Origin of the sequence: Serratia sp. root2 (assembly GCF_031931805.1) — a bacterium.
Classification (GTDB): Bacteria; Pseudomonadota; Gammaproteobacteria; order Enterobacterales; family Enterobacteriaceae; genus Serratia; species Serratia inhibens.
In genome coordinates this window covers 2,010,162-2,028,698 of the sequence record NZ_JAUJXB010000001.1, presented here as the reverse complement: position 1 = coordinate 2,028,698, position 18,537 = coordinate 2,010,162, and the positions used below count along the sequence as shown (strand labels likewise).

15 protein-coding genes are annotated in these 18,537 nt (G+C 54.5%); 5 read left to right on the top strand and 10 right to left on the bottom strand.

Translation table 11 applies throughout. The features are described from left to right. The first annotated feature begins 169 nt into the window (after positions 1 to 169). Complete coding sequence (locus QZQ97_RS09340) at positions 170 to 718, top strand: YcbK family protein (protein ID WP_006320781.1); 549 nt, start codon at positions 170 to 172, stop codon at positions 716 to 718. Positions 719 to 783: 65 nt separating this feature from the next. After that, the gene (locus QZQ97_RS09335) at positions 784 to 1,431 is read left to right on the top strand and encodes an MBL fold metallo-hydrolase (protein WP_004942704.1); all 648 of its coding nucleotides are present in this window, start codon (positions 784 to 786) and stop codon (positions 1,429 to 1,431) included. 71 nt (positions 1,432 to 1,502) lie between these two features. Here the strand turns inward: QZQ97_RS09335 and QZQ97_RS09330 are convergent, their stop codons facing one another. The 5 genes from QZQ97_RS09330 to QZQ97_RS09310 all read right to left on the bottom strand — a co-directional run bounded on the left by QZQ97_RS09330 (position 1,503) and on the right by QZQ97_RS09310 (position 9,137). Next, on the bottom strand, positions 1,503 to 2,693 hold the full coding sequence (locus QZQ97_RS09330) for an amino acid aminotransferase (RefSeq protein WP_311993200.1): 1,191 nt from the start codon (positions 2,691 to 2,693) through the stop codon (positions 1,503 to 1,505). 245 nt (positions 2,694 to 2,938) lie between these two features. Continuing rightward, positions 2,939 to 4,048, bottom strand: coding sequence for a porin OmpC (gene ompC, locus QZQ97_RS09325; protein ID WP_311993906.1), 1,110 nt, complete (start codon positions 4,046 to 4,048; stop codon positions 2,939 to 2,941). 300 nt (positions 4,049 to 4,348) lie between these two features. After that, the gene (gene asnS / locus QZQ97_RS09320; protein ID WP_311993199.1) at positions 4,349 to 5,749 is read right to left on the bottom strand and encodes an asparagine--tRNA ligase; all 1,401 of its coding nucleotides are present in this window, start codon (positions 5,747 to 5,749) and stop codon (positions 4,349 to 4,351) included. Positions 5,750 to 5,975: 226 nt separating this feature from the next. Further along, positions 5,976 to 7,181, bottom strand: a complete 1,206-nt coding sequence (gene pncB / locus QZQ97_RS09315; RefSeq protein WP_119803468.1) for a nicotinate phosphoribosyltransferase — start codon at positions 7,179 to 7,181, stop codon at positions 5,976 to 5,978. Between the two features lie 255 nt (positions 7,182 to 7,436). Beyond that, complete coding sequence (locus QZQ97_RS09310) at positions 7,437 to 9,137, bottom strand: GGDEF domain-containing protein (protein ID WP_311993198.1); 1,701 nt, start codon at positions 9,135 to 9,137, stop codon at positions 7,437 to 7,439. 425 nt (positions 9,138 to 9,562) lie between these two features. On the opposite strand from QZQ97_RS09310, the gene pepN reads away from it, so the two are divergent. Further along, complete coding sequence (gene pepN, locus QZQ97_RS09305; protein WP_311993197.1) at positions 9,563 to 12,178, top strand: aminopeptidase N; 2,616 nt, start codon at positions 9,563 to 9,565, stop codon at positions 12,176 to 12,178. Between the two features lie 41 nt (positions 12,179 to 12,219). Here the strand turns inward: pepN and ssuB are convergent, their stop codons facing one another. The 5 genes from ssuB to ssuE are packed head-to-tail and all read right to left on the bottom strand — an operon-like array spanning position 12,220 to position 16,543. After that, a complete protein-coding gene (gene ssuB, locus QZQ97_RS09300; protein WP_311993196.1) occupies positions 12,220 to 12,996 on the bottom strand; it encodes an aliphatic sulfonates ABC transporter ATP-binding protein in 777 nt (258 codons plus the stop codon). After that, on the bottom strand, positions 12,993 to 13,787 hold the full coding sequence (ssuC, locus tag QZQ97_RS09295; RefSeq protein WP_311993195.1) for an aliphatic sulfonate ABC transporter permease SsuC: 795 nt from the start codon (positions 13,785 to 13,787) through the stop codon (positions 12,993 to 12,995). Before ssuC ends, ssuB begins: the two co-directional genes overlap by 4 nt. An 11-nt stretch (positions 13,788 to 13,798) precedes the next feature. Next, complete coding sequence (gene ssuD / locus QZQ97_RS09290; protein ID WP_311993194.1) at positions 13,799 to 14,947, bottom strand: FMNH2-dependent alkanesulfonate monooxygenase; 1,149 nt, start codon at positions 14,945 to 14,947, stop codon at positions 13,799 to 13,801. A 16-nt stretch (positions 14,948 to 14,963) separates the two neighbouring features. Continuing rightward, the gene (locus QZQ97_RS09285) at positions 14,964 to 15,929 is read right to left on the bottom strand and encodes a sulfonate ABC transporter substrate-binding protein (RefSeq protein ID WP_311993905.1); all 966 of its coding nucleotides are present in this window, start codon (positions 15,927 to 15,929) and stop codon (positions 14,964 to 14,966) included. A gap of 35 nt (positions 15,930 to 15,964) precedes the next feature. After that, positions 15,965 to 16,543, bottom strand: coding sequence for an NADPH-dependent FMN reductase (gene ssuE, locus QZQ97_RS09280; protein WP_311993193.1), 579 nt, complete (start codon positions 16,541 to 16,543; stop codon positions 15,965 to 15,967). A 257-nt stretch (positions 16,544 to 16,800) separates the two neighbouring features. Between ssuE and pyrD the strand changes: the two genes are divergently transcribed. Then, positions 16,801 to 17,811, top strand: a complete 1,011-nt coding sequence (gene pyrD / locus QZQ97_RS09275; RefSeq protein WP_311993904.1) for a quinone-dependent dihydroorotate dehydrogenase — start codon at positions 16,801 to 16,803, stop codon at positions 17,809 to 17,811. Positions 17,812 to 17,985: 174 nt separating this feature from the next. Continuing rightward, on the top strand, positions 17,986 to 18,534 hold the full coding sequence (locus QZQ97_RS09270) for a cell division protein ZapC (protein WP_311993192.1): 549 nt from the start codon (positions 17,986 to 17,988) through the stop codon (positions 18,532 to 18,534). The last annotated feature ends 3 nt before the right edge of the window (positions 18,535 to 18,537 follow it).

Genomic DNA, 18,537 nt, shown 5'->3' with positions numbered 1-18,537 from the left:
TAAATAAATAACGGTCTGAATATCGGACCATGATGCAGGCACTCATTCAGTGAGTGCCTGCAAACCGCGGGACATCACGGGTTGACTCAGGCTGTGTGGGCGGTTATGGTTCGGGCAGTGCGCTGTTTTGTGCATATATTTTGATATTCTTGCCGGGTTTAACAGAAACATGGACAAAATTGATCATCATCGCCGTAAATGGTTGGCGTTAGGTAGCGCCGCTATGGGTATAGCCCTGCTCCCAGGGCAGGCTTTTGCCAGCCTCTCTACTTCACGCCCACGTATTCTGGTCGTAAATAACATGCATACGGGCGAAACGTTAAAGGCCGAATTCTTCGATGGGAAGGGGTATAATAAAGACGAACTGGTTCGTCTTAATCATCTTTTCCGTGATTATCGCGCCAACAAGGTTAAGCCGATCGATCCCCGCCTGTTTGATCAGCTCTATCGTCTGCAAGGTCTATTGGGTACTAATAAGCCGGTGCAGTTGGTTTCAGGTTACCGTTCTCTGGATACCAACAACGAGCTGCGTGAGCGCAGCCGCGGTGTGGCCAAGCACAGCTATCACACCAAAGGCCAGGCGATGGATTTCCATATCGAAGGTATCCAATTGAGTAATATCCGTAAAGCGGCGTTAAAAATGCGCGGTGGTGGTGTAGGATATTACCCACGTAGCAACTTTGTACACATCGATACCGGCCCGGTGCGGACCTGGTAATCGCTGTGCACCATTGTGAATAGCGCCGGCCTGCGAGGGTGTGGCGCTGTTGTCGTTGGAGCCTTATGAAATACCAAATTATTCCCGTTACCGCCTTCAGTCAAAATTGTAGCCTGATCTGGTGTGAAAGCACGCAGCAGGCGGCATTGGTCGATCCCGGTGGCGAGGCAGAAAAATTGAAGGCCGAAGTGGCGAAGCAGGGCGTTACGATCACGCAGATCCTGCTGACGCACGGTCATCTCGATCATGTAGGTGCCGCGGCGGAACTGGCTGAGCATTATCAGGTGCCGATTTACGGACCGGATAAGGAAGACGCTTTCTGGCTGGATGGCCTGCCTGCGCAGAGCCGGATGTTTGGGCTGGAAGAGTGTGCGCCGTTGACGCCGACCCAATGGCTGCAAGAAGGCGACAAGGTGCAGGTGGGAGAGATGACGTTCAACGTGTTGCATTGCCCTGGCCATACACCTGGCCATATCGTCTTTATTAATGAAAAGGCGCGGCTGGCGTTGGTGGGCGACGTGTTGTTTAACGGCGGTGTCGGGCGTAGCGATTTCCCGCGTGGCGATCATCAGGCGCTGATTAACTCTATTCGCACCAAGCTGTTGCCGCAGGGCGATGACATGGCATTTATTCCAGGCCATGGACCCATGTCCACCTTTGGTCAGGAGCGTGAGACCAACCCGTTCCTGCGCGAAGAACCGGCTATCTGGTAAGGTTATTTCCCGGCAGAAATAACTAAGGGGCGCTTTGTGCGCCCCTTTTGTTTATTTGCAGCAGCAATGTTTTACAGCACGGCGACGATGGCTTCGCACAGCGGCGCCATATTGTCCGGCGTCATGCCCGCAACGTTGATGCGGCCGGAGTTGACGGCATAAACGCCAAACTCTTCACGCAGGCGCAGCACCTGCTCCTTGCTCAGCCCACTGAACGAGAACATGCCGTTCTGGTTGATGATAAAGCTGAAGTCCTGCTCTGCACCTTTCTCTTGCAGCGTATTGACGAACAACTGACGCATACGGTGGATGCGCTGACGCATATCGGTCAGTTCCTGCTCCCACAGCGCGCGCAGCGCATTGTCGCCCAGGATGGTCGCCACGACGGCGGCACCGTGGGACGGCGGGTTGGAGTAGTTGGCGCGAATAGCGGCTTTCACCTGGCTGAAAGCGCGATCGGCGGTATCCGCATCTGCGGCTACGATCGTGCAGGCGCCGACGCGTTCGTTGTACAGGCCGAAGTTCTTCGAGTACGAGCTGGCGACGATCAGTTCCTGATGCTTGGCGGCGAAAATCCGCAGCCCTTCGGCATCCTCTTCCAAGCCTTTGGCAAAGCCCTGATAAGCGAAGTCGAACAGCGGTAACCAGCCGTTGGCGACGGACAGTTCTGCCAACTGCGCCCATTGTTCGGCGGTAGGGTCGATGCCGGTCGGGTTATGGCAGCAGCCGTGGAACAGCACCACATCGCCGGCCTGCGCCTGTTTCAGGCTGTTCAGCAGGCCATCGAAATCCAGCGCATGGTTGGCGGCATCGTAGTAGGCGTATTCCAGCACGTCCAGGCCAACGGCGCTGAACACGTTTTTGTGGTTCGGCCAGCTTGGGTTGCTGATCCAGATGCGTTTTGCGCTGGTTTGGTTGGCGATAAAGTCCGCTGCCACACGCAGGCCGCCGGTGCCACCAGGCGTTTGCGCAGTGCGTGCACGCTTGTCGGCGATGATAGGGCTTTGTTTGCCGAACAGCAGCTCTTGCGTGCAGTTGGCGAACGCCGGGATGCCTTCAATGCCGAGATAGTTTTTGGTGGTTTCATTTTCCAGCAGATATTGCTCAGCTTTTTTCACGCTGGTCAGCACCGGCGTTTTACCGGTTTCGTCTTTGTAAACGCCAATCCCTAAGTTGATTTTATTAGGGCGGGCGTCCGCGCGGAAAATGTCGGTCAGACCCAGGATTGGGTCGGCGGGTGCAGCAGTGATTTTTTCAAACATGTCAGGTGCTTCCATGGCTCGGAGTTAAGCAGACAGAGGCATCAGGGTAGCGCCAGTTATGCGCTTTGCCAACCGTTTGCGAGAAAAACACATCGATCTTGTGAAGGGGGCAGATTCAGCATAAAAAATGAGGGAGAAGGGGGGGGTTGGCAGAATAAAAAGTTACTCGCGGCACAAAAACAAAAACAGGGCCGAAGCCCTGTTTTTAACTCAGCCGGCGGTGAACCGCCGTCAAGCGTGACAACTTAGAACTGGTAAACCAGACCAACACCTACGATATCATCGGTAGCGGTGCCAGTGGCTTTAGTGAACTCGTTGTCGTCCAGCAGGTTGATTTTGTAATCAACATAGGTGGACATGTTTTTGTTGAAGTAGTAAGTGGTACCAACAGAAACATATTTAACCAGGTCGGCATCGCCGCCACCGAAGCTTGAGCCATGATCGGTATGGCTAGCCAGGTTTTTACCTTTAGACTGCAGGTAAGACACTTCTGGACGCAGACCGAAGTCGAACTGGTACTGAGCAGTCACTTCGAAGTTCTGGGTTTTGTTAGCGATACCGGCATCGAAATCACCGTATGGCGTCATGTTACGGGTTTCGGAGTACATGGCAGCCAGGTAGACGTTGTTCGCGTCGTATTTAGCGCCCACAGTCCATGCGTCAGCTTTGTCGCCTTTAGCGGCAGAGTGGTTGGTCTGATCATCAGTACGGTCAGAAGACGCGTATGCAGCACCGAAGCTTACGCCTTCGCCGATGTCATAAGTAGAAGACAGGCCCCAACCGTCGCCGTTTTGTTTCTTCAGCGCGCGGCCGTCGTTTTCGTTCTTGCCTTGGTACTGAACAGCGAAGTTCAGACCGTCAACCAGACCGAAGAAGTTGTTGTTACGGTAAGTAGCAACGCCGTTGGTACGGCCGGTCATGTAGTTGTCGGTGTAGGTGTAGGTATCGCCACCGAACTCTGGCAGCATATCTGTCCAGCCTTCCACGTCGTACAGTACGCCGTAGTTACGGCCGTAGTCGAATGAACCGTAGTCAGCAAATTTCAGACCCGCGAAGCCCAGACGAGTCTTGGTGCCTTCGGTGCCGTCTGATTCAGCGTGGTTAGCCTGAACGTTGTATTCCCACTGGCCGTAACCGGTCAGTTGGTCAGTAATCTGGGTTTCACCTTTGAAGCCGAAACGAACATAGGTCTGGTCGCCGTCATTGTCTTTGTCGTCGGAGAAGTAGTGCAGACCGTCAACTTTGCCGTACAGATCCAGCTTGTTGCCGTCTTTGTTGTAGATTTCAGCTGCGTTTGCTGCACCAGCAGCTAACAGAGCCGGGATTACCACTGCAAGAATGTTGCGCTTCATCATTATTACCCTCATTGGTGTTATTCGGACACCTTTGCCACTGCCGCCAATAATTCTTTTGGAACTATTGTAGATAGATTGGTGTCGTCCTGTGTCTGCACGCAGTGTTCCATTCGCAGGCGGGTTAATCTAGAACGAAAATGCTACCAATGTCCTAATGAGGTTTCAAAAGGAAAGTATATGTAACAAAATGTAATATTCAGGGAACTTTGTGACGCGGGTCAATATTAAAAAATGCGAAGGGCCAGCAAAGCTGGCCCTGGTTTTGTAACTAAATTATTTGGAAATGTTTAGACTGATTAATTAAAAGCTTGCGTTACGCGGGGTGCGTGGGAACGGAATCACATCGCGCACGTTTTGCACGCCGGTAACATAGGCGATCAAACGTTCAAAGCCTAAACCGAAACCGGCATGAGGGACGGTGCCGTAACGACGCAGATCACGATACCACCAGTAATCTTCTTTATTCAGGCCCATCGCTTCCAGACGCTGATCCAATATGTCCAGACGTTCCTCACGTTGGGCACCGCCGATGATCTCGCCAATGCCAGGAGCGAGCACGTCCATGGCCGCGACGGTTTTGCCGTCATCGTTCATGCGCATATAGAAAGCTTTAATGTCTTTCGGGTAGTTTTTCACTACCACCGGCGCTTTAAAGTGTTTCTCGGCCAAATAACGCTCATGTTCGGAAGACAGGTCGATGCCCCAGGATACCGGGTTTTCGAAGGTCTGGCCGGAGGCGATCAGGATTTCCACCGCTTCGGTGTAATCTACCTGGGCGAAATCGGAAGACACAAAGCGCTTCAGACGCTCAATTGCATCTTTGTCCACACGCTCGGCGAAGAACTGCATGTCATCCATACGCTCGTTCAATACGGCCTGGAACACATACTTCAGCATTTTTTCCGCCAGTTCGGCGATGTCTTCGAGGTCGGCAAACGCCACTTCCGGTTCGATCATCCAAAATTCCGCCAGGTGGCGGCTGGTGTTGGAATTCTCTGCGCGGAAGGTTGGGCCGAAGGTATACACTTTCGACAGCGCACAGGCGTAGGTTTCGCCGTTCAACTGGCCGGAAACGGTCAGGAAAGCTTCTTTGCCGAAAAAGTCCTGGCTGAAATCAACCGCGCCTTTATCGGTGCGCGGCAGATTTTCCAGATCCAGCGTCGAAACCCGGAACATTTCGCCGGCGCCTTCGGTATCGGAAGCGGTGATCAGCGGGGTGGAAACCCAGAAGAAGCCGTTCTCGTGGTAGAAACGGTGGATCGCCTGCGCCAGCGTATGACGCACGCGGGCCACGGCACCGATCAGATTGGTGCGTGGACGCAGGTGAGCGACCTCGCGCAGGTACTCGATGCTGTGACGTTTGGCCGCCATTGGGTAAGTGTCCGGATCGTCAACCCAGCCAACCACTTTGATGGCGGTCGCCTGCAGTTCGAAACTCTGGCCTTCGCCCGGTGAGGCAACGACGTTGCCGGTGACTTCAATCGAGCAGCCGGTGGTCAGATGCAGCACTTCATCCTGATAATTCGGCAGAGAATTATTAACGACGGCCTGTAACGGATCAAAGCAGGAACCGTCATAGACGGCCAGGAAGGAGATACCAGCTTTAGAATCTCTCCGGGTACGCACCCAACCGCGCACGGTGACTTCACTGTCAACCGCAGCACGACCTTGCAGTACGTCGACTACAGGCACTACGCTCATAGATTTCTCTCTTTATAATTTGATTTGGAAATAGCTTAAAACCCAACAATATGGGGATGGTGCTATGTTACTTGCCGCGATGCAGAGCACAAGCAGAAATCGCCGGATTGGTGCAACATTTCTTGGGGCAGGGCGAAAAGGGAGCGGCGGAAAGTGTCTTATAAAGAAGAAAAAAGCCGGCCTGAAGTTTTCAGCCGGCTTTTTTCCCTTTGAAGCGGCTGGCCGCTTAGCTGGCTTTCTTCACCAGCGGCAGATCGAAGGCTTTGCGCAAGGCTTTCACGAAGGCCTGATCCTGACAGATGGTTTTACCCGGGCTGTCGGACAGTTTAGCCACCGGTTTGCCTTTGCATTCGACCAGTTTGATGACGATATTCAGCGGTTTCACGCCCGGAATGTCGCAGGTCAAGCGCGTGCCGATGCCGAATACCAGGTTGATGCGCTGATAGAAGTGGCGATAAAGCGCCAATGCCTTGTCCAGATCCAGGTTGTCGGAGAACACCAGCGTTTTGCTCATCGGGTCGATACCCAACTTCTGGTAATGCGCGATGGCTTTCTCACCCCATTCAAACGGGTCGCCGGAGTCATGGCGCAGCCCCTGATAGCGCGGCGCGAACTGTGGGCCGAAATCACGCAGGAAGGCGTCCATGGCGATACAGTCGGTCAGCGCGATGCCGAGCTGGTCTGGATATTCGTCCAGCCAGGCCTGCAAGGCTGCGCGTTGGCTGTTGGCCAGTACCGGGCTTATCTGTTGATGCGCCTGGAACCATTCATGCGCCTGGGTGCCTACCGGCGTCAGGTCGAGTTGATGCGCCAGATCGTAATTGCTGGTGCCGACCAGGTAGGGGAATTCGTTTTTCAGCGTGCTGACGATCGCCTGCTGCACGCTTTTGGAGAAACGGCGGCGGGTGCCGAAATCCATCAGTTTAAAGCGTGAGATATCCACGTCGGCGCTTACGGCTTTAAACTGCGCCAGTTTGCTGCGCAGATGGGCTATCGCCATGTCCGGTGTCACCTGCGGCGAACGGTGACGGTGCACCACCTCGCTGATCACTGCCAGCAGGGGGACTTCCCACAGAATCACTTCGCGCCACGGGCCGGCAATGCGGATATGCAGCCTGCCGTCACGATCGTCGATCTGAACCTGCTGCGGATCATAGCGGAAATCACGCAACCAGCTTAGGTAGTCCTGACGGAAGAAAGGCAACCCTGAAAGATAGCCAAATTCAGCCTCGGTCAGTGCCAGTTGGCTCATCAGCGCGACTTGCGCACGGATTTCGTCGGCATATTCGCCCAGCAGTTCATCACCACGGCAGCGAAATTCCGCCGCCACGCTGATCGCGGGGTAGCGATGGAACACTGCTTGCTGCATATGAAGCTTGTAGGCGTCAGTATCAAGCAGTGATGTCAAAATCGGGGAAGCGTATTGAGTCATAGCGCGTTACTGCATCCTCGTCAGGCGCGAGTCCAAATCCGGATAGTCATAAAAAAGTTGAGCGAGTATACCCGGATTATCCTGTTATTGAAGCTGCATCACACCACAAATCGCCGGAGCGGGTCGAGGATTAAACGTGCCTTTATGTCGGCTTGCCATCAGGTTCCAGGCAGAAAAGCCAGATAAGCCTGTAAGGTGAACGACTTAGCCTAATTAGTCATAAAAATTATAATGTTAATTATTTTAAACAACAATTCAGATAAAACCGGTCGGCGTGTGAATGCTGATCCGATCCTTGCCGTTTTTCTTGCAGAAATAGAGCGCTTCATCTGCTTGTTTGATCGCCGTTGGCAACATCCCGAGGCTGTCCACCTGGGCAATACCGCAACTGGTCGTGAAACGCACGTTTTGCCCGTCGGCGACGGTGAGGATGAGTTGGTGGGTGCGCTCGCGCAGCTTAGCCATAATTTCCCGCGCATTCTCCAACGTGCAGTTGCCGAGGATCACGGCGAATTCCTCTCCGCCATAGCGGCAGAAAATGTCGCTGGAGCGGAAAGCGCTTTGCAGCAGTTTGCCGAAGGCCACCAGCACGCGGTCGCCGATATCATGCCCGTAACTGTCATTCAGGTTTTTGAAATTATCGATATCAATCAAGCAAAAGGCCAATGGATAACTGCGGGCTGCCAGGGATTCGCATTCACGGAAGAACTTGCGGCGATTATAGATATTGGTCAAAGGATCAACGAACGAAGAGGCTTCCAGTTCTTTGATCAACAACTGTTTCTCATTTTCCAACGTCACCTTTTCCAATTGATACTGTTTTAGCTGTTTAATGGCGTCGCTGATGGCGATTAACTCCTGGCCGTAAAACACCTCATTACGGTCGATGTTCATATTGCCGCGTGACAACCGCAAAATATTGTTATGCGTTTTGGTCAGCCAACGGCTGATATTTGAACAGTAAACCAGCGTCGGCAGGAAAATAAACAGCACGATCAGACCACCGAGAGAAATCAACCCATAAATAGCCGTCTGGCTGGTGTAGATCTTATGTTGTGATGCGGCGATTTCCAGTTCAAAACTGCGTTGATAGAGTCGTTGTGAAAGCTCACTCAGATTTTTGACGTACTGATAAATAAAATCGGGGGAGTAGGGGATATGATTATCGACCGCGGTATACAACCCTTGGGTAATCCGGTCGAGTTGCCCTTTCGACAGCTGACGGAGCAGCTCATTCACCAGCAGGGTGGTGGGTACATCGTTGTAGGTCAGTTTCATAAAGATCAGCCGGGTGCTTAGCGCATTCAACACCCCGGTGAGCTGTACGGCTTTCAGATAGGCGTCTTTGCGTTCCAACTGATTGGTATTTACGTCAATGACCTGATCGATTAATTCGGTCAGGGACATATTCAGCCGGTTATTCAGGCGCACGGCTTCCAGAAACAGAAACGAGTCGGCGTCAATCATGCGGGTATCGTAGGTATATCGGTAGTAGCTTTTGCTGGTCTGAGAAATGTAGTAGGCGCTGTTGATATTAAACAGATTGGCATTGGCATCGGTAACATATGAAAGCTGTCGATTATCGTTATCCAGCAATTGCTCCATCAGGCCGAGCATGGAAAGCGCGGCGATCTTTTGCCGTATGCCGAGTTGTTGCGAAATCTTGCTGTCGATATGAGGCTTGAACCGGTCAATTTTTTCGCGCGCCAGGCGATCGGCCTCCTGCCATTGTGCCGGAGTAATGTTCGCATTAATCAGGCTCAAACGTTTTAATCGGTGCGCCAACAGGGTGGCTTGAAACGCTTCCGAGATCTCTTTGGCGCGGCTTACCTTATACAGATTAAGTTGATTGTCGCGATAGTCGGTATGGGCTTCAATCAGCTCATCGGAAATAAATATGGCGAACGATGACATCAGGGCAAAGGTAAAAAAATAGATCAGATATTTTACTTTCATATTGCCGGGAGTCCTTGAGCCAGATTTTTCAATTATATCATCGAGTCAGCCGAAATGTCTTAACTATACCCGCAGAGAGTCCATCGGTGTGTAGCGGCTCGGGGAACGTTGAAACAGGGATATCCTCCGCAGTTATAAAGCATCTGCAAGTGGGTAACATGAAGGGAGGTTTTTAGCATTAAATGCTGATTTTTGCTCTGCATCAGGTGAAGGAGCCTGATGGAGTGGGGCATTCTGCGACAACTTTTGGATCCACCTCCGATTTCTCCGCTCCAGCGCCCCGGCATCTCTAGGCTTTTTTCGTGGCTGTGATACAGTTTATTTACAATCAGGCTCATCGATAATTTCGCACCTCTGCTGAGGGTGAAATAAGCCAATGATGACCACCTGGCACCTGTAACTCACTGAGACGTCGAAGGGTTTTTATGACACAACAGCCACTGGCGAAGTATCGCCACGATTATCGCGCGCCAGACTACAGCATCACTGACATTGATTTGGATTTTGAGCTGGACGCAGAAACGACACGCGTCACCGCAGTCAGCAAGATTAAACGCCAGGGCGCGGCCGATGCGGCGCTGGTGCTGAACGGCGAAGATCTCACGCTGGTGAGCATTCAGATCGACGGGCAGCCGTGGAGTGCCTATCAGTTGCAGGATAACAAGCTGGTTATCGAGAAATTACCAGCACAATTTACTATGACCATCGTCAATGATATTCACCCGGCGAAGAATACCGCGCTCGAAGGGCTGTATCTGTCAGGCGAAGCGTTGTGTACCCAGTGCGAGGCGGAAGGTTTCCGTCACATCACCTATTACCTGGACCGTCCGGACGTGTTGGCGCGCTTCACTACCCGCATTGTGGCGGATAAGGCGCGTTATCCCTTCCTGCTGTCGAACGGCAACCGCGTGGGCCAGGGCGAACTGGAGGGTGGGCGTCACTGGGTACAGTGGCAAGATCCGTTCCCAAAACCTTGTTATCTCTTTGCGCTGGTGGCCGGCGACTTCGACGTGCTGCGCGATAGCTTCACCACCCGCTCGGGGCGTGAGGTGGCGCTGGAACTGTTCGTTGACCGTGGCAACCTGGATCGCGCCGATTGGGCGATGACCTCCCTGAAGAACTCGATGAAATGGGACGAAACCCGTTTCGGTCTGGAATACGACCTCGACATTTATATGATCGTGGCCGTCGATTTCTTCAATATGGGTGCGATGGAGAACAAAGGGCTAAATATCTTCAACTCCAAATATGTGCTGGCGAAAGCGGAAACCGCGACCGACAAGGATTACCTGAATATCGAAGCGGTGATTGGCCACGAATATTTCCACAACTGGACCGGTAACCGCGTGACCTGTCGCGATTGGTTCCAGCTTAGCCTGAAAGAAGGCCTGACGGTGTTCCGCGATCAGGAGTTCAGTTCGGATCTGGGTTCACGCTCGGTCAACCGCATCGATAACGTGCGCGTTATGCGCGGCGCGCAGTTCGCAGAGGACGCCAGCCCGATGGCGCACGCGATTCGTCCGGATAAAGTGATCGAAATGAACAACTTCTACACCCTGACGGTGTATGAGAAAGGGTCAGAAGTCATCCGCATGATGCACACGCTACTGGGCGAAGAACAGTTCCAGAAAGGTATTCAATTGTATTTCGAGCGTCATGACGGCAGTGCGGCGACTTGCGACGATTTCGTTCAGGCGATGGAGGATGCCTCCAATGTCGATCTGTCGCTGTTCCGCCGCTGGTACAGCCAGTCCGGCACGCCGTTGCTGACCGTTCGCGATGAATACGACGCAGAGCGCCAACAATACCGTCTGCACGTCAGCCAAAAAACCGAGCCGACCGCCGATCAGCCAGAGAAGCTGCCGTTGCATATTCCGCTGGATATCGAATTGTACGACGCCGAAGGCAATGTGATCGCCCTGCAGAAAGGCGGTGCGGCGATCGGTAACGTACTGAACGTCACTGAAGCCGAGCAGACCTTCGTGTTTGACGGCGTGGCGCACAAACCGGTGCCTTCGCTGTTGCGTGAGTTCTCGGCGCCGGTGAAGCTGGATTATCCGTACAGCGATCAGCAACTGACTTTCCTGATGCAGCACGCGCGCAATGAGTTTGCCCGTTGGGACGCGGCGCAGAGCCTGCTGGCTACCTATATCAAACTGAACGTCGCCAAGCATCAGCAGAAACAGCCTCTGTCTCTGCCGTTGCACGTTGCCGACGCGTTCCGGGCTGTGCTGCTGGACGAGAAGCTGGATCCGGCGCTTGCCGCGCAGATCCTGACTTTGCCTTCGGAAACCGAGATTGCCGAACTGTTCGCCACTATCGATCCGGAAGCGATCGCCGCGGTGCGCGAAGCGATTGTCCGTTGCCTGGCGAAGGAAATGGCCGATGAGTGGTTGGCGGTTTATCACGCCAACAAAACCGACGGTTACCGGGTGGAGCATGCCGATATCGGCAAACGCGCTCTGCGCAATCTGTGCCTGAGTTATCTGGCTTTTGGCGACGAGGCGTTGGCCGATCGGCTGGTGGCCGAGCAGTATCGTCAGGCCGACAACATGACCGATTCGCTGGCGGCGCTGGCGGCGGCGGTAGCGGCGCAGTTGCCGTGCCGCGATGCGCTGCTGTCGGCGTTCGATGAACGCTGGCATCAGGATGGCCTGGTCATGGACAAGTGGTTCGTGTTGCAGGCGACCAGCCCGGCGGCGGACGTGCTGACCCAGGTCCGCGGCCTGCTGAAGCACCGTTCGTTCAGCCTGAGCAATCCAAACCGTACCCGTTCGTTGATCGGCGGTTTCGCTTCCGCCAACCCGGCGGCGTTCCATGCGGCGGACGGCAGTGGTTATCAGTTCCTGGCGGAGATCCTCAGCGATCTGAACCAGCGCAACCCACAGATTGCCGCTCGTTTGATCGAACCTTTGATCCGCCTGAAACGCTATGATGCTTCGCGTCAGGCTCTGATGCGCAAGGCGCTCGAACAGTTGAAAGGGCTGGAAAACCTCTCCGGCGATCTGTTCGAAAAAGTCAGCAAAGCGCTCGACGCATAAAAACTGACCAGGGACGGCGCTGCGACATGCCGTCCCTGGTTTCAATTCGTTGCCCGGCGTGGGTTTTCAGCCACCGGTGGGGGCGGTGAAAGCACCCTGTCCAATACCTCTGCTTCCAGCTCCGCCAATCTGGCCGACCCTTTACGGCGCGGGCGCGGTAGATCAATCGTCAGATCCAGCCCGATACGTCCCTCTTCGATCAAGATCACCCGATCCGCCAACGCAATGGCTTCGCTGACATCGTGCGTCACCAGCAACACAGTGAAACCATGCTGTTGCCACAAGCCTTCGATCAACCCCTGCATTTCAATCCTTGTCAACGCATCAAGCGCTCCCAAAGGCTCGTCCAGCAACAGCAGGCGAGGACGATGAATCAGCGCGCGTGCCAGCGCCACTCGCTGTTTTTGCCCGCCGGACAGCGCGGCCGGCCATTCATTGGCGCGATCGGCCAGCCCAACGGCTTCCAGTGCCAGCAACGCGTCGGCACGCCAGTCGCCGCGCAGGCCGAGTCCCACATTGTCGATCACCTTTTTCCATGGCAGCAGGCGTGCATCCTGAAACATCAGGCGGGTATCCTCTTTGGCGCTGGCGAGGGGAGCGGTTCCACTAAGCAGCGCGCCACTACTGGCTTTTTCCAACCCGGCCATCAAACGCAGCAGCGTGCTTTTGCCACAACCGCTGCGGCCGACCACGGCGACAAATTGCCCGGAACGGATACGCAACTGAATATTGTCCAGCACCGTACGGTTGCCATAGCGTTTGGCAATAGAGTCCAGCGTAACCGGGGTGCCCTGGGGAATTCGGGCGGGAGTCGTCATAGCGCTTCTCCTGATTTAAGTTGATAAGCCGGATGCCAGCGCAGCCAGACACGTTCCAGCAACTGCGCGCTGACGTCAGCCAGTTTGCCGAGCAGGGCGTACAGCACAATCGCCACCACCACCACGTCGGTCTGCAGGAATTCACGAGCGTTCATCGCCAGATAACCAATCCCCGAGTTGGCGGAAATGGTTTCGGCCACGATCAGCGTCAGCCACATAAAGCCCAGAGCGAAACGCACGCCGACCATGATTGAGGGCAATGCGCCCGGCAATACCACCTGGGTAAATAACCGGAAACCGCTCAGACCATAGCTGCGTGCCATTTCAAGCAAACCGCGATCGATATTCTTGATACCGTGATAGGTATTCAGATAGATAGGGAACAGGGTGCCCAGCGCGACCAGAAAAATCTTGGCGGATTCATCGATGCCGAACCACAAGATCACCAACGGGATCAGCGCCAGATGCGGCACGTTGCGGATCATCTGCACGGAACTGTCCAACAGGCGCTCGCCCCAGCGCGACAAACCGGTGATAAAACCCAGCGCCAACCCGATACTGCCGCCGATGCTAAAACCGATCAGCGCGCGCCAACTGCTGATGGTCAGGTGTTGCCACAATTCACCGCTTTTGGTCAGCGCCCAGAAAGCGGTCACGACTGCGCTCGGTGCCGGCAGAATACGGTTCGACAACCAACCGGCTTCAACGGAAATTTGCCAGATAACCACCAGTGCGACCGGCAATGCCCAGGGCGCCAGTCGGTGCAGAATGCGTTGTGTACCGTTTGCCATAGGGCTGCTCCTCAGCTTTGCGACGCTTTTTGCGGAATATAAATATTGGCGACCACTTCGCCCTGCGGTTTGACCGGTCGACGCTGGGCAGGCACTTCGCTTTCCGCCAGGTCGAGATGCGGGAACAGTAATTCGCCGACGCGATAGGCTTCTTCCAGATGCGGATAGCCGGACAAAATAAAGGTATCGATACCCAAATCGGCATATTCCTGAATGCGTGCCGCCACCGTCGGGCCATCGCCGACCAGCGCAGTGCCGGCGCCACCGCGTACCAGGCCAACCCCGGCCCACAGGTTAGGGCTGATCTCCAGATTGTCTTTCTTGCCGCCGTGCAGCGCCGCCATGCGCCGTTGTCCAACGGAATCAAAACGAGCGAAGGCTTTCTGTGCGTTGGCGATGGTCTCTTCATCCAGATTGGCAATCAGCCGGTCGGCCGCCCGCCAGGCTTCTTCTGTGGTTTCACGCACGATCACATGCAAGCGAATACCGAAACGCACCGTGCGGCCTTTGGCCGCCGCTTTGGCACGTACTTCGGCAATTTTTTCTCTTACCTGTGCAGGCGGCTCCCCCCAGGTGAGGTACATTTCAACCTGTTCTGCGGCCAGATCCTGAGCGGCGTCGGAGGATCCGCCAAAATACAGCGGCGGACGCGGCAGTTGCACCGGTGGATACAGCAGCTTGGCGCCTTTCACCTGAATATGCTTGCCCTGGAAATCGACGGTTTCCCCTTCCAGCACCTTACGCCAGACGTGGGTGAACTCTGCCGAGGCTTCATAGCGTTCTTCGTGATTCAGATGCAGACCTTCTGCCGCCAGTTCTTCGGGGTCACCGCCGGTGACCAGGTTAAACAACGCCCGACCGTTGGAAAGGCGATCCAGCGTTGCTGCCTGGCGAGCTGCCAGCGTGGGCGAAATGATGCCGGGGCGCAGAGCCACCAGGAACTTCAACCGCTGGGTGACCGGGATCAGTGAAGCCGCGACCAGCCAGGAGTCTTCGCACGAACGGCCTGTAGGGATCAGCACGCCGCCGAAACCCAGCCGGTCAGCGGCCTGAGCTATCTGCTGCAAATAGCCGTAATCTACGCTGCGTGCGCCTTCCGTGCTGCCTAGATAATGGCCGTCGCCGTGAGTAGGTAAAAACCAGAATACGTTTAGGCTCATAGCTTGTTCTCCAAAGTTATTGCGCGCTCGGGTGCCAGATGCGTTGAGAGATATCGACCTTCACCGGCACGAAACGGTTGGCGTAAAACAGATCGGCGGTTTGCTGTTGGGCGGCAATAGTGTGCGCATCCAAAGGTTTAATGGCGGTCGGTGGGCGATGGTCCAGATAGGTGGCGATCACCTTTTCCGGCAGGCCCATGGCGTTTGCCAACAGAGTGACGCTTTGCGCACGATCGCTGCGGGTTAGCGCGTCGGCCTGGGTCAGCACCTCAAGAACCTGGCTGATAAAGGGTCCGTGCGCTTGCGCATAAGGGCGAACCGCCAAATAAAACGAACCGGTTTGATTCAGACCACTGCCGTCGCCCAGCACCCGTACGCCGCCTTGCAGCAATGCGGCGGAATAGTACGGATCCCAAATCGCCCAGGCATCAACGTTGCCTTGCTGGAAGGCGGCGCGGGCATCGGCCGGGGTCAGGTAAATGGGTTGGATATCGGTAAATTGCAGCCCGGCTTTCTGCAGTGAACGCAACAGCAGATTGTGGGAACTGGAGCCTTTCTGGAAGGCGACCTTATGGCCTTTCAACTCAGAGACGGTTTTTATAGGGCTGTTTTCCGGTACCAGGATCACTTCTGCCTTGGGTTTTGGCGGCTCTACGCCGACATAAAGCAGATCGGCGCCAGCGGCCTGGGCGAAGATCGGAGGGATATCGCCGGTGCTGCCCAAATCGATACTGCCGACGTTCAGCGCTTCGAGCATTTGCGGGCCGGCGGGGAATTCTATCCAGCTGATTTTGGTCGAGGGAAAACGCTGTTCCAACAGCTGATGGGTTTTTGCCAATACCAGGCTGACCGATCCTTTTTGGTAACCGATGCGGAACTGCGCCGGATCCTGCGCGTTGGCGGCGTTGTTCCACGCAAGGGAGAGGATACCGGCTAAGGTGCTGGCGCCAAGCCAGCGGCGGAGTGAAGAAAGTCGCTTCATCATGATGTCCTTTTCCTTATTTATTCTCTTCTCCGTCAGGCGGTCTGACGGGCAAACAGGGAAGGGGAGAGCTTTACCGTGGGGGGCTTGCGGCGCCCGAGCGCCAGATAAAAGCTTTCCAGCGCCTCTTCCAGGCGGGTCGCCAAGCCGTCAGACAGGCTGATCTCTTCACCGTTAAGCACCACCTGGCTGTCGTCGGCAAACACGCCGTGCAGCACTTCCTGCGCTTTCAACGCCGCCAGCACCGGCTTCAGGGCGTAGTCCACCGCCAGCATGTGGCCAATCGAGCCGCCGGTGGCCAGCGGCAACACGACCTTATGGTCCAGGGCGCGTTCCGGCAGCAGATCCAGCAGGGTTTTCAGCGCGCCGGAGAACGAGGCTTTATAGACGGGCGTAGACACCAGCAAACCGTCCGCCTGAGCTAACTGCTCGGTAAAGGCTCTGATTGCCGGGCTGTTAAAATTGGCGTAAAGCAAATCCTCGGCATCAAAATCGTGCAGCGTGTAGGCAATCACTTCCACGCCTTGTTGCTGCAACCAGTTTTGACTCAGGGTAAGCAGCGCGGCTGAGCGCGAGGGGATGCGGGGGCTGCCGGCCAGTGATATAACGCGCATTACCACTCCTTATAACTAAAAGTTAGGTTTAATCAGGAAATGTTCGTGACTTGTTTTAAACCTATCAGTTAGGAGCGAGTTGCTTAAATCTCATTTTTTGATTTTGATATGCGCAAATGCGGTTTGGTGGTGGTCTTGGCTCGTTAAAGGAAAACGATTGCGTAAAAAACGCTTTTTTTGCTTTTAATCAATTCCAATTGATCGGGGGATGCCGGATAATCGGCCCCCGGTTTGCAACCGGGAAATCAGGAGAGTACATGTACTACCCCATCATCAGGAAAGCGTTGTTCCAGCTCGATCCCGAGCGTGCGCATGAATTGACCTTTCACCAGCTTCGCCGCATCACCGGCACCCCGTTAGAATTTCTCATTCGTCAGTCTGTGCCGACCAAGCCGGTTAGCTGCATGGGGCTCTCTTTTAAAAACCCATTGGGGTTGGCCGCCGGTCTGGATAAAGACGGCGAGTGCATCGATGCGTTCGGTGCCATGGGGTTTGGCTTTGTCGAAGTCGGCACTGTGACGCCACGTCCGCAGCCGGGCAATGATAAGCCGCGCCTGTTCCGGATCGTGGAAGCTGAAGGCCTGATCAACCGTATGGGCTTTAATAACCAGGGTGTGGATAATCTGGTTGAAAACGTTAAAAAATCCCATTTTGGCGGTATTTTGGGGATCAATATCGGCAAGAATAAAGATACCCCGGTAGAGCAAGGCAAAGACGATTATCTGATCTGCATGGATAAAGTTTATCCGTATGCCGGCTATATCGCGATTAACATTTCGTCACCAAATACACCGGGATTACGATCCTTACAGTATGGTGAAGCGTTGGACGATCTTTTAGCCGCCATTAAAAATAAACAGCAGGAATTGCATGCGCGGCATCACAAATATGTGCCGGTCGCGGTAAAGATCGCGCCGGATCTTTCTGAAGAAGAATTGATCCAAATAGCCGACAGCCTGGTGCGTCATAATATTGATGGCGTGATCGCGACCAATACAACGCTGGATCGCAAGTTGATCCAGGGGCTGAATTACTGCGAACAAATGGGGGGCCTTAGCGGTCGTCCGCTGCAGGCGAGCAGCACTGAAGTGATCCGCCGCCTGTCGATTGAGCTGCAGGGCCGTTTGCCGATTATCGGCGTTGGCGGAATTGACTCTCTGACTGCAGCGCGGGAAAAAATGGCAGCCGGTGCTTCGTTGGTGCAGATTTATTCCGGATTTATCTTCCACGGTCCGCGTCTGATTAAAGATATCGTTAACTACATCTAATATTTTTTGTTTCATTTTCCGCCGGGGGTTTATTTCTTCCCCCGGCTCGTCTATATTTTGTCCACTAGCATAAATATCGTTCGCGGAATTATCTGATGTTTGAGCTACTTTATCGGTGATAAAATCGCCTTTTGGGTAAATACAGCGTGGCATGGGCAGCGAGAAGGATAAGAGATGAAGATAAAACCTGACGATAATTGGCGTTGGTATTTTGACGCCGAACACGATCGGCTAATGCTGGATTTAGCCAATGGGATGATCTTCCGCTCGCGCTTCCCTGCCAAAATGCTAACGCCGGATGCCTTCGATGAATGCGCCTTTTGCGTTGACGACGCTGCGCTTTATTTTAATTATGAAGAGCAGTGCAAACAGATAAAGCTCAGCCATGAACAACGCGCCGAACTGGTATTAAACGCTCTGGTGGCCTATCGCTTCCTGAAACCCTTGATGCCGAAAAGCTGGCATTTCGCCCAGCAACACTACCCGCTGCAACCTAAGAACGGCGAGCTGGCGGCGGTAAAGGTCATGGACAGCGGCGCGGATGCCCGTCTGTTGGTGGTGGAAGCCGGCGATAACGCCAGCCTGTGTCTGCTGGCGCAAAATCAGCTGTTGTTGGCCGGCCGTACCATGGTCCTGGGTGATGCGATCAAAGTGATGCACGATCGCCTTAAACCCTGTGCGCAGGATGAAGCGTCCGCCCCGGCTTACGACAGGGCGGTATAAGGC